Origin of the sequence: Aerosakkonema funiforme FACHB-1375, assembly GCF_014696265.1 — a bacterium.
GTDB classification, from domain to species: Bacteria; Cyanobacteriota; Cyanobacteriia; order Cyanobacteriales; family Aerosakkonemataceae; genus Aerosakkonema; species Aerosakkonema funiforme_A.
In genome coordinates this window covers 22284-33892 of record NZ_JACJPW010000091.1, presented here as the reverse complement: position 1 = coordinate 33892, position 11609 = coordinate 22284, and the positions used below count along the sequence as shown (strand labels likewise).

Sequence of the window (11609 nt, the reverse complement as noted above, 5' to 3'; positions counted from 1 at the left end):
ACTCCCCCACTCCCCCGCTCCCTCTTTCCGACGCCCTAGCTATAAATGTCATCTGCACACCCAGAAAAAATTATTTATCAAAAAGGGGATATTTCTGTTACTAGGAGTTTGCTCAAGTATAAAAATATCCAATATCATATTCGCGATATTTATAGCCTAAAACGGGTTGAGCAAAAACCGGATACGGAACCGCTCGATCGCATACTAACTGTTGGTGTTATGGTAGCAATAGTTTCTTTCTTGTCTAGGAGCTTATTAGGGATAGCAATAGGCGTTATTATTATTGCGTTTGCTATTTACCAATTGAACCAATTGAAAAGTACCTACACTCTCATCGTCACTACAAATAAAGGAGATGAAATTAACATAACTACTGGCAATAACAACGAATTAAATGATATTCATTTCGCTATAGAAACGGCAATAGATATGTTAGCTTATGGAACATAATTTAAAATATTATTTAACTGTAGCGTGAGTTAGGCAACGGCCATAATTTCAGCATTAAAACTAATAATTAATTGACCGTGCCGTCACCCACCATCTCACCAAATCTGTAATAGAAAAACCATTTTCACCATCAACCCGAAACAGCCTTAATAGACATCTCCTCCAAAAGAATCTCGGCAGGCAGGATGCCTACCCCACAATAATTTTTGGAGATATCTATTGAGTAGCCGCATCTTTACTAACGGGGTTGCGGCTGCGTTGTTCGATGTCTTCAAGAGTTTGCAATACCAAACGTTTAGCTTGTAATTTCCAACCCCATTTTTGCAGTGCGATCGCAATACCAGTACCTGCAATTGTAGCGATAAAGTCAACTGGCTGCGATAAAGAAATACCCAGTAGCAATCCCAATCCAGCAATACCCCAAAACGGCAATGCAACTGTCTGACGTTGTTTTTCTACCAACTGGCTCAAAAAATCTGTTGGTATTTCCGCAAGCAAAGCTTCTTTCACCTGTCGTTGTTCCGCCGCAGTCACTGATAAGCCAATTTTTTGACGGAGTTTTTCAATTTTGCGAGCATCGGTGCTGTACTGTGTCAGTTCATCCTCTGCCATTAGGATTAAGCGATCGTATTGTGCCATATTTCACTTTTATGCTACGCATTTCAGTTTATCATTTTAGGGCTTTTAGTTAGGACAGACTTCGATCGGTGTATGCTTATAATATGACAAACAAGCTAACAATGGGATATATGCGATCGTCTTAGAGGTACTTTTATGCCTTCGACCTTTCCGGGAATGAATCCCTATTTAGAAAATCCTGACTTTTGGCCAGGAGTACATCACTTACTGATAAGCGAGCTTTTGAGGTTCTTGGCTCCTCAACTCCGTCCTAAGTACATAGTCGCCGTTGAAGTGCGAATGTATGAAACTGGAGGGGAAGATTTGCTGGTGGGAATTCCCGATGTGGTAGTACAAAGTCCTCTGACTGAAACAAACCCCGCCACAACAAATGTCGCTGTCGCTGCACCCCCAGCACAACCTGTGACAGTAACAATTCCCGTACCTGAAATTCGCAAACAGGGATATTTAGAGATTCGAGAAGTGGAGACAAAAGAAGTAGTAACGGCGATAGAAATTCTCTCACCTGTCAACAAACGTTCTGGGGAAGGACGGAAAGCATACGAAGCTAAACGGCAAAAAGTATTCGGAAGTTTGACAAATTTAGTAGAAATTGATTTATTGCGAAGCGGTCAAGCAATGCCATTTTTCAGTAATGGGATTCAGAGTCAGTATCGGATTTTAGTTTGTCGGAGTGCTAAGCGTCCTTTAGCCGATTTATATGCGTTTAATTTACAAAATGAAATTCCTAAGTTTCCTATCCCTTTACAGTCAGGAGATGCTGAGCCAGTAGTCGATCTGCAAGCATTATTAAATACTGTGTATGATGTAGCGGGTTACAATATGCGAATAGATTATAGAAGGGAACCAGTACCGCCACTATCGGAATCAGATGCAATTTGGGCAGATGCGCTGTTGCGAGAGCAAGGACTGCGATAATGATTTCGATGTTTTCCGATAGAACTTAATTATTTTTTAAGTGCGATCGCACCCTCTCTCACCTCTCCTCCCAAAGCAATAGGTATAAATACTTAGCCCAATAGACTCAACCCATTAGTAGGAAGCGCGAACCGATCGGTGTGTGGCAATGTATGAAGTAAAGGGTTGATGAGCGAAAAAAATTTATGTTTTCAGAAAAAGATTTTGAGCCATCTACAGATAGCCGACTTGCTGCGACAACGAGAATTTGGTCTTTTGCTACCGGAATGCTGGCGCTTTGCATGATTTTTTCACCGACTAGAAATAATATTGCCATACCGATCGCATTAGGTGCAAGTGCAGCAACAGGTACAGCTTGCGTATGGCTATCGCATAAAAAATCCTCCAACTCCATACCAGAATATCGGCTGGAAGAAATAGAGGAACGCCTAAAGACCTTAGAAACAGTTGCTGGCAATGATGACTTGGAAATGTGGTTAAAAACCAGACATTTGGCATCAAGAAATTAAATAATTGTCATCGACGATCGTGTCATCTAACTTCAGGAATAAGAAGCGATCGCCTTTCTCAAGAAAAAGCGATCGCCCATCCAATATTCCTTAAGCTTGTTTCAATCGTCGATAGCGTTTCTGTCTATCCTTAGATAGTGGCGCAGCCATCACTAAAACGCTCTCCAATAACCAAGGTGCAAAACGTTGGCACCACACGGCTAAATAACTTTGCCATCCCACCAGAATTTCCGGGGATTCCTTATGCAATCCGTCGATAAGTGCTTTCGCTACTTTTTGGGTAGTCATAGGCACTACCCATCTAAACCATTGCAGATCTCGCACCATATCGGTATCTGTTAAAGATGGTAGCAAAGCTATCACTTTGATATTGTGTTGAGCGAGTTCGCCGCGCAAAGCTTGGGTGAATCCGACAATGGCAAATTTAGTAGCAGAATAGGTAGCCATTGTGGGTGCGGCAATTTTACCCATTAAGCTGGAAACGTTAACAATTGTACCTTCTTGTTGTGCAGCCATCCTTCTCGCTACGAGACGAGTCATGGTGTACATTCCCATTAAGTTAATCGCGATTTCTTGCTGCACGTTCGGCAATGGAGATTTCAAGAAAGGCGATTGGTGTGCAACTCCCGCACAGTTGACTAAAAGATGAATAGGGCCGTAATCTCGCCACGCTTGGGCGATCGCAATATTCACCTCTACCATTTGCGATAAATCTAACGCTAACGTTACGGTTTTTACTCCCAACTTTTCAATTTCTGCGGCAACTTCTGCTAACTTTTGGGAATCGCGTGCTACCAATAACAAGCGTTTCACTCCTTGTTTGGCTAATTCGATCGCGATCGCTCTTCCAATTCCACGGGAAGCCCCAGTAACTAGAGCCGTTTTTCCTTGTACGTTCATTAAAAAAAACCTCCTTTCGTTGAGGGATCGCATCACTGTCAGCCACCGAGATTTAAAATTTTGTAGCAATATCCTCGGCAGATAATTAGACGAACAGTGAATTGTGATAGTTTCTTGAAGTTGAAGACATTTCTCAGAGATAGTGCAGGGAATTCACATTTTTAGGTAGATACAACTGAAAAATGTCTGTTACGGAAAATCCAGGATAATTTGAGCTTAACTGGTACTACGCCTCTGAGCCAAGTCAGTCACTAAATCGAGTATTTTTTAAGGCAGTCCAGTCGAAAAGTCATTAGTTCATCGCCTCTACTAACTAATGACTTATGACTATCTTGCCGGCAATTTTGCCATCAGAAAATCCGCGCACAGTCAACATTGATGCAGAGCATGGATGGTACGTCTCCTAGATACGAGCCTTTACCAAAAGCGGTTTATATGCACACGTTAACAACTAAATCAATAAGCTGCAACATTTTTTCATTAAATTTGTGTAACATTTATTTACAAATATGAAAGACCGACAAACGCCATGTATCCTCGATCGCAGTTAATAATATTTTGCAAAGCCAGAAAAAAGTATGGAGCAAGACAAACATCAAGCTTATTGGCGTGCAAACACAGCTTTAATCCGAAATCTGCTGATTGTTTGGGCGTTAGTGTCAATCGTCTTTAGTATCCTGCTAGTTGAGCCGTTAAACGCCGTGCGTCTCGGTGGCGTTCCGCTCGGCTTTTGGATGGCCCAACAGGGATCGATTTTCGTCTTCGTGGCGCTGATTTTCATCTACGCTGTGCAGATGGACAAACTAGACCGCAAACACGATATCGATGAGTGAGAAGAATCATGTCTGTTGAACTTTGGACGATTTTTTTAGTTAGCCTCTCCTTCATCGCTTACCTGTATATCGGTTGGCACACTCGCGCTAAAGGCAGTGCAGACTTTTTCGTAGCGGGAAGGGGAGTACCGTCGATCGCCAACGGTGCAGCTACCGCCGCCGATTGGATGTCGGCAGCTTCCTTTATCTCGATGGCGGGGTTAATCTCGTTTCTGGGTTATGACGGATCGGTTTACCTGATGGGTTGGACTGGCGGCTATGTGCTGCTAGCCTTACTTCTAGCACCATACTTGCGGAAATTCGGCAAATATACAGTGCCTGATTTTGTAGGCGATCGCTATTATTCCAACATTGCGCGTTTAGTTGCAGTCGTCGCCGCTATCTTCATCTCCATGACCTACGTCGCCGGACAGATGCGCGGTGTGGGAATTGTGTTCAGCCGCTTCTTGCAAGTGGACATCAACACCGGCGTGATTATCGGGATGATTGTTGTCGCCTTTTTCGCAGTCTTGGGAGGAATGAAAGGCATCACTTGGACGCAGGTGGCGCAGTACGGCGTGTTGATTGTCGCTTATCTGATTCCAGCGATCGCTATTTCAGTATTGCTGACCGGCAACCCCATCCCCCAGTTGGCCTTCACTTTTAGCGATATCGTTGCTAAACTCAACCAAATCCAAGTCGATCTCGGTTTTCAGGAGTACACCAAACCCTTTGCCAACCAATCGCAGCTGGATGTTTTGTTTAGCACGATCGCGCTGATGGTGGGAACTGCCGGATTACCTCATATTATTGTGCGCTTTTACACTGTTCCTGACGTGCGTTCGGCGCGTTTCTCCGCTGGTTGGGCGTTGCTGTTTATCGCCATACTTTATACTACGGCTCCCGCTTTATCCAGCTTTGCCCGCTATAATTTGATCGACAGCTTGCACAACAAAACTGTGGAGGAAATTCAACAGCTTGATTGGGCGAATAAATGGGAAAAAACAAAGCTGTTGACGTTTGAGGATAAAAATGGCGATGGGCGCATTCAGCTAACACCTGATAAAGCGACAAGCGAAATTACTATCGATCGCGATATCATCGTGCTTTCTACACCAGAAGTCGCAAAACTCGCTCCTTGGGTGATTGCTTTGGTGGCGACGGGAGGACTGGCAGCCGCTTTGTCCACGGCATCCGGGTTGCTGTTGGTAATTTCCAGTTCGATCGCACACGATATTTACTATCGCATCATCGATCCGAATGCTTCGGAAGCGAAACGGGTGATGGCCGGTCGGATTATGATCGGATTTGCGATCGCCATTGCGGGGTACTTCGGCGTCAATCCCCCAGGTTTTGTCGCTCAAGTAGTGGCTTTTGCGTTTGGTTTGGCAGCAGCAAGCTTTTTCCCGGTAATTATTTTGGGAATATTTGACAAACGCACAAATCGAGAAGGTGCGATCGCCGGGATGTTGGTAGGTTTAATTTTCACCCTCTTCTACATCGTGGGAGTCAAATTCTATGGAATGCCACCTTGGTTTTTCGGTGTCTCCCCGGAGGGAATTGGCACTTTGGGAATGGCGATCAATTTTGTTGTCACTTTCGTTGTTTCTCGTCTGACTGCACCACCGCCGTTGGAAATTCAAGAAATGGTGGAGATGCTTCGCACGCCTGGTGGAGAAACACCACCTGAAGCCATTCATTGATACTAGGGGTTAGGGGCTAGGGGCTAGGGGTTAGGGGTTAGGGGTTAGGGGAAGAGGAGAACTTTTGACTTTTGACTTTTGACTTTTGACTCCCCCACTCCCAAAGATCGGCATACTAAAAACTCAAGAAACGTTTTTCAGGGTAGGTAATATGAATAGGAAAAGGCAGTCTTGGTTAAAAGCTGTTTTACGCCTTCAAGGTTCGGTAGTTCCGATCGTATTGCCTCGCGTCATCGGATGTGGGGTTTTTGGCATTTTCGTATCTATACTTTATCATTTTAGACTGCCTGTAGATTTACCGACATTAAGTAGTGTAATTCCCAGTATTGTCTTAGGTTTATTATTGGTTTTTCGCACAAATACAGCTTACGATAGATTTTGGGAAGGCCGCAAACTTTGGGGAAATATAAACAATAGCGTGCGTAACTTATCTCGTCAAATTTGGGTATCCGTTGAAGAACGCGAACCAAAAGATAAAAATGCCAAAATCTCCGCACTAAAGTTACTGGTTGCTTTTGCAGTGGCGACTAAGTTGCTGTTAAGGTCAGAGCCGATCGACAACGATTTAGAAGGATTAATCTCCCAATCTAGGTATCAAAAGCTCAAGACTATGAACAATCCTCCTTTAGAAATTGCTTTCTGGATTGAGGATTACCTACAGGAACAATATGAAAAAAACTGCCTGCACATATATCAATTGAATGCGATGAAGGAGTTGCTGAACATTTTGGTAGATTGTTTGGGTGGATGCGAGCGGATTCTCAGAACACCGATGCCGCTGGCCTATGCGATTCACCTCAAACAATTATTATTACTTTATTGTATCTTCTTGCCATTTTCTTTGGTCAGGGATTTCGGTTTTTTTACCGGAATAATCGTAGTTTTGATTAGTTTCGCTTTGTTTGGCATTGAGGAAATGGGAGTTGAAATTGAAAATCCCTTTGGCAACGATCCCAATGACCTACCCCTAGATGCAATTTGCGTTAATATACAGCGTAATGTTGAGGATTTAATTACCCTGACTCCCTACGTAAGAGATTGGAAAACTGCAAACGTGGAGGATGGCTCTGGCAAAGCTCTCTCTTAGAGGCTGTTTGTCAACAAATTTCAACGTAGAAACTGGGTCGATCGGGGCTTAACTTTTCTTTACAAACAGGCTCTAAGCATTTTCCCAGCCAACTTACAAGCCTTGTGCGGCAGACCCTCAGAATAAATGATTAGTTTTGCCTCAGCTTTCGGGAAAAAACGATCGACTCAAACGGATCGTCTGTATTACTTCGTGCTAGGGTCGATGATGAAAGCACCCCGATAATCCTCTCAAGGATATTATTGGCCAACGTAGCAATAAAAGCTGAATTCGACAAGTCGTTGGCGATCGGCACTTGCATTAAAAACGCTTACAGAACAAAATCCTACCCTCAGATAATAAAATCTCCTCTTGCCGATGGATTGGACAACACCGCTGAGATATCAACAAGCTGACTTCGTTAAACGGCTGAGCAAGCAAAAAGCGCTAGAGCCGAGTATGCTGAATTCCGAAATCCGAGGTTGCCACAGCGAAATGATGGTAATCTGTGGCGACGAGTTACAAACAATACTGGAAACAAGCCAGCGAGAAGCTGACCGAATCGCCAAAAATCCGCCACCGCCTCCCCCAGAGTACAATAACTGGATAGATTTCCAAGCACAATTCCAGCACGACGCATACCAATACCTGATCCGAGAGCGGCTGGTCGATGCAATTATGTCGGCGCGTCTGGACAAACTAATCAAAAAAGTTAAAATTGACCCTCTCTCAAACATAGAACTGAATGATGAGGGAAGCCTACGTAATGAAAGTAGATTTACTTATACCCTGGCAGACTATCCCACAGTAAGCATTCAAGTTCACATTTGCGATAACGAAAGTTTTACCAGCCTCAAAAAAGATAAAGTCCGGTGGTTAGTAACTCAATCAGACATCAAGACTCATAAACTTTTCATCTTTATTTGTTCGTTTTTTATAGCTACCTATCACTCGCGAGGTAGGCAAATCGAAACATTATTGGCTGGTTTTTTGCCCGCAGACCAGATTAAATTCAGCGGCCCCAAAACTTACCTGAAACCAGGCGATTTGCTCTATGCTGGCGGTTTGCGATGTTATTTGGAATCGTTAAATCCCGCCAACACTCCCCCAGAAGATCGGTTGCTAGTCCCTGAAACAATTCAACAGATGCCCGATCGTAATCCTCTCATTACAGTTGTGGGCGGTTGGAGATGCTTGCATACCCTCATCGGTCATCCAGACCCAATTTATTCGCTTGCCATCAATCCATCTGGGCAAATTTTGGCTAGTGGCAGTCGCGGGGAAATCAGGCTTTGGGATATGACTACGGGTAAGGAGATTTGCGTCCTTTCAGAATATCCCTGGATGGATTCTTGGCAAATTGATGAAGTGAATTCTCTGGCTTTCAGTCAGGATGGACAAACTTTGATCGGTGGCGGTGTAGACTCAACAATTAAAATTTGGCACATCGGTGCTAAAGACTTGATCGATATTTTGGAAGACCATAAAGGTGCGGTGCGGTGCGTCGCCTTCAGTCCCAGCGGCCAAACTTTTGCCAGCGGTGGGGACGATCGCAAAATAAACTTGTGGAATCGCCGCAAGCGGGAGGCGTTTAACTCGCTTTCTTGGGGCGATAGCGTTCCTCATTCTCTCGCTTTTAGTCCCAACGGTCAATTGCTAGCTAGTGGCAGTTACCGCAAAATTAAAATATGGCATTTGGATGAGGAAAATGTGTTCGGTTCCCCGAAAGCTAAATTGCTGCACACAATTACGGCACATTCACACATTGTTAGTGCTGTGCTTTTTACTTCAGTTTCTGCTAATGGAATGGGGAAAATCTTGATCAGCGGCAGTCGCGATCGCACCATTAAACTATGGAATATAGAGACGGCGGCAATGATTCGCACGCTTAAGGGACATACCGCCGCTGTGTTTTCCGTGGCGCTTTGTGCCGATGGTAGTACGATCGCTAGTGGCAGTGAAGATAAAACTGTGAGAATTTGGCATTTGGAAACGGGAGAACTTTTAGGCACTTTTACCGGACATACCGAACAAGTTAATGCCGTTATTTTCACTCCCGATGGGCAAAGTTTGATTAGCGCGAGTCAGGATAAAACGATCAAAATTTGGCAGCGAGGTTAAATAGAAAAATGTTAAAAAAACCGACAAAAACATGGACTCCCGCACATTGGGCAAGTTGGAAACCATTCGGCATTGGCGAACAATATCCCAACAATTATTGGGAAGTTTTTCGAGCAATTTGGATGAGTCTAGACAATCTGCCTTATGCTTGGGAAGTCCTCAACAAAGGTGTGTGCGATGGTTGCGCTTTAGGCACCACCGGGATGAAAGATTGGACAACAGATGGTATCCACGTTTGCAATGTGCGTTTGCGCTTGTTGCGGATGAACACGATGTCAGCTTTCGATCCGGCAATTTTAGAAGATGTTTCTAATTTAAAAGATAAGCGCAGTGCAGAGTTGCGCGATTTGGGACGCTTGCCTTATCCGATGGTGCGGAAACGGCGAGAAAAGGGTTTTCAACGGGTAAGTTGGGATGAGGCGATCGCAATTATCAGTTCGCGCATTTGTGCCACTACACCCGACAAACTCGGTTTCTACATCACCAGTCGCGGAACTGTCAACGAAACTTATTACGCAACACAGAAAGCCGTGAGAGCGATCGGCACAAATAATATTGACAACGCTGCCCGCGTATGCCACTCTCCCAGCACATCTGCACTGAAAACATCGCTCGGTGTAGCCGCGACAACTTGCTCTTATAAAGATTGGATCGGTACGGATTTGTTAGTCTTCATTGGCTCAAATGTGGCCAACAATCAGCCCGTCACCGTTAAATATCTTCACTGGGCAAAGAAAGCAGGTACTAAAATAGTTGTCATCAACAATTATCGGGAACCGGGAATGGAAAGGTACTGGGTTCCTTCGATTGTGGAAAGTGCTTTATTCGGAACTAAATTTGCCGAGGATTTCTTTTTGGTGAATGTGGGCGGGGATATTGCCTTTCTCAATGGCACGCTGAAACACTTAATCGAAAATAACTGGATTGACGAAAAATTTATTAAAGATTATACCACAAACTTCGACGAATTAAAAGCAACTCTCGATCCGCAATCTTGGTCAGAATTAGAGCGACTTTCCGGCGCTACCCGCGATGAAATGTACGCCTTCGCTAAAATGGTAGGAGAAGCACACAAAGCTGTATTTGTTTGGAGTATGGGAATTACTCAACACGAGTGCGGCGAAGATAACGTGCGTGCCATCATTAATTTAGCTTTAACTAAAGGTTTCGTCGGTCGAGAAGGATGCGGTTTAATGCCAATTCGGGGTCACTCCGGCGTGCAGGGTGGCGCGGAAATGGGATGCTACTCAACTGTTTTGCCAGGGGGTAAACCCATCACTCCTGAAAATGCCGCCGAGTTGAGTAAAATTTGGGGTTTTGAAGTACCGACATCCAAGGGAATGACTGCACCGGAAACGATCGATGCTGCTTATGAAAATAACTTAGATGTGTTGTTTTCGGTGGGAGGCAATTTTCTAGAAGTTTTACCAGATCCGGAATATGTGGAAGCAGCTTTGCAGCGTGTTCCTCTGCGCGTACATATGGATATTGTTCTCTCTTCTCAAATGTTACTCGAACCTGCGGATACGGTCGTTTTGTTACCTGCAACTACTCGCTACGAAGTGACTGGCGGAGTAACAGAAACCACTACCGAACGGCGGGTGATTTTCAGTCCGGAAATACCCGGTCATCGCATTGGCGAAGCGCGTCCGGAATGGCAAGTTTTTATGGAATTGGCAAGGCGAATTCGTCCGGAAATTGCAGATAAGATATATTTTGATGGCACATCTGCGATTCGAGAAGAAATTGCTTTGGTTATTCCTCAATATGCGGGTATCCAACATTTGCAAGAAGCGGGAGATCAATTTCAGTATGGCGGTTCCCATCTCTGCTTTGGTTGGCATTTTCCGACACGGGATGGGAAAGCTCATTTTGCACCTTTATCTTTGCCGGAAAGAGAATTGCCAGATGGTTGTTTTTTAGTGACAACTCGACGCGGGAAGCAATTTAACAGTATGGTGCAAGAAAGAAAAGATGCGATTACTGGTGCAGTGCGAGATGCGGTGTTGATGAGTGGAGAAGATGCAGAAAAATTGGGTTTAAAAGATGGCGATGCAGTTGTTTTAAAGAACGATTTAGGTGAATTGCGCGGAAAAGTTTACATCGCTACTGTGAAACCGGGTAATTTGCAAATACATTGGCCGGAAGGTAATGTGTTGTTAGATAAAAAGAAGCGATCGCCTGCTTCTGGTATTCCAGATTACAATGCTTTGGTAACTCTAGAAAAATTGTAGTGGAGATCGGAAAATGACAGGACTTGAATTGTTACAATCTGTCCAATTTGTCACCGTAAAAGGAAAGCGTCTGGCAGTTTTGAATGCTGAAGATTGGGAAGCATTGATAGAATGGCTAGAAACTTTAGAAGATGTGCAAATTGCCGAGAAAGCATTTGCGGAACTAAAAACAGCGGGTGGCGATCGCACCGCAGCGGGTTGGTTGAAATGGGATGATGTGGAGAAAGAGTTAGAGTGAGTCAATATACAATTTAAAA

The 11609-nt window shown here is 44.2% G+C and carries 11 protein-coding genes; 9 read left to right on the top strand and 2 right to left on the bottom strand.

What is annotated here, in order from left to right; genetic code table 11:
* Window positions 1–45: 45 nt before the first annotated feature.
* On the top strand, window positions 46–450 hold the full coding sequence (locus H6G03_RS27335; protein WP_190471566.1) for a DUF6232 family protein: 405 nt from the start codon (window positions 46–48) through the stop codon (window positions 448–450).
* Window positions 451–666: 216 nt separating this feature from the next.
* On the opposite strand, the gene H6G03_RS27330 is transcribed toward H6G03_RS27335, so the two are convergent.
* Window positions 667–1089 carry a hypothetical protein gene (locus H6G03_RS27330; RefSeq protein WP_190471564.1) on the bottom strand — a complete coding sequence of 141 codons (423 nt, stop codon included), beginning with the start codon at window positions 1087–1089 and terminating at the stop codon, window positions 667–669.
* A gap of 135 nt (window positions 1090–1224) precedes the next feature.
* On the opposite strand from H6G03_RS27330, the gene H6G03_RS27325 reads away from it, so the two are divergent.
* On the top strand, window positions 1225–2007 hold the full coding sequence (locus H6G03_RS27325) for a DUF4058 family protein (RefSeq protein WP_190471561.1): 783 nt from the start codon (window positions 1225–1227) through the stop codon (window positions 2005–2007).
* A gap of 185 nt (window positions 2008–2192) precedes the next feature.
* Window positions 2193–2516, top strand: coding sequence for a hypothetical protein (locus tag H6G03_RS27320; protein WP_190471560.1), 324 nt, complete (start codon window positions 2193–2195; stop codon window positions 2514–2516).
* A 90-nt stretch (window positions 2517–2606) separates the two neighbouring features.
* On the opposite strand, the gene H6G03_RS27315 is transcribed toward H6G03_RS27320, so the two are convergent.
* A complete protein-coding gene (locus H6G03_RS27315) occupies window positions 2607–3416 on the bottom strand; it encodes an SDR family NAD(P)-dependent oxidoreductase (protein WP_190471555.1) in 810 nt (269 codons plus the stop codon).
* A gap of 578 nt (window positions 3417–3994) precedes the next feature.
* Here H6G03_RS27315 and H6G03_RS27310 point away from each other — a divergent pair.
* The 6 genes from H6G03_RS27310 to H6G03_RS27285 all read left to right on the top strand — a co-directional run bounded on the left by H6G03_RS27310 (window position 3995) and on the right by H6G03_RS27285 (window position 11590).
* A complete protein-coding gene (locus H6G03_RS27310) occupies window positions 3995–4249 on the top strand; it encodes a DUF4212 domain-containing protein (RefSeq protein ID WP_190471551.1) in 255 nt (84 codons plus the stop codon).
* A gap of 8 nt (window positions 4250–4257) precedes the next feature.
* A complete protein-coding gene (locus tag H6G03_RS27305; RefSeq protein WP_190471548.1) occupies window positions 4258–5931 on the top strand; it encodes a sodium:solute symporter family protein in 1674 nt (557 codons plus the stop codon).
* 151 nt (window positions 5932–6082) lie between these two features.
* A complete protein-coding gene (locus tag H6G03_RS27300; RefSeq protein ID WP_190471545.1) occupies window positions 6083–7018 on the top strand; it encodes a bestrophin family protein in 936 nt (311 codons plus the stop codon).
* Between the two features lie 357 nt (window positions 7019–7375).
* Window positions 7376–9118 (top strand): WD40 repeat domain-containing protein, encoded by a 1743-nt coding sequence (locus H6G03_RS27295; RefSeq protein ID WP_190471542.1) that lies wholly within the window; start codon window positions 7376–7378, stop codon window positions 9116–9118.
* 8 nt (window positions 9119–9126) lie between these two features.
* Entirely contained in the window at window positions 9127–11352 is a 2226-nt protein-coding gene (locus H6G03_RS27290; RefSeq protein WP_190471539.1) for an FdhF/YdeP family oxidoreductase, read from the top strand.
* 13 nt (window positions 11353–11365) lie between these two features.
* Entirely contained in the window at window positions 11366–11590 is a 225-nt protein-coding gene (locus H6G03_RS27285; protein ID WP_190471537.1) for a hypothetical protein, read from the top strand.
* Window positions 11591–11609: the final 19 nt, after the last annotated feature.

Excerpts from the sequence above, each read along its gene's own strand:
- H6G03_RS27320 (WP_190471560.1), top strand. The coding sequence starts at position 2,193 with ATGTTTTCAGAAAAAGATTTTGAGCCATCTACAGATAGCCGACTTGCT.
- H6G03_RS27300 (WP_190471545.1), top strand. The coding sequence starts at position 6,083 with ATGAATAGGAAAAGGCAGTCTTGGTTAAAAGCTGTTTTACGCCTTCAA.
- H6G03_RS27330 (WP_190471564.1), bottom strand. The coding sequence starts at position 1,089 with ATGGCACAATACGATCGCTTAATCCTAATGGCAGAGGATGAACTGACA.
- H6G03_RS27310 (WP_190471551.1), top strand. The coding sequence starts at position 3,995 with ATGGAGCAAGACAAACATCAAGCTTATTGGCGTGCAAACACAGCTTTA.
- H6G03_RS27305 (WP_190471548.1), top strand. The coding sequence starts at position 4,258 with ATGTCTGTTGAACTTTGGACGATTTTTTTAGTTAGCCTCTCCTTCATC.
- H6G03_RS27290 (WP_190471539.1), top strand. The coding sequence starts at position 9,127 with ATGTTAAAAAAACCGACAAAAACATGGACTCCCGCACATTGGGCAAGT.
- H6G03_RS27285 (WP_190471537.1), top strand. The coding sequence starts at position 11,366 with ATGACAGGACTTGAATTGTTACAATCTGTCCAATTTGTCACCGTAAAA.
- H6G03_RS27335 (WP_190471566.1), top strand. The coding sequence starts at position 46 with ATGTCATCTGCACACCCAGAAAAAATTATTTATCAAAAAGGGGATATT.
- H6G03_RS27295 (WP_190471542.1), top strand. The coding sequence starts at position 7,376 with ATGGATTGGACAACACCGCTGAGATATCAACAAGCTGACTTCGTTAAA.
- H6G03_RS27315 (WP_190471555.1), bottom strand. The coding sequence starts at position 3,416 with ATGAACGTACAAGGAAAAACGGCTCTAGTTACTGGGGCTTCCCGTGGA.
- H6G03_RS27325 (WP_190471561.1), top strand. The coding sequence starts at position 1,225 with ATGCCTTCGACCTTTCCGGGAATGAATCCCTATTTAGAAAATCCTGAC.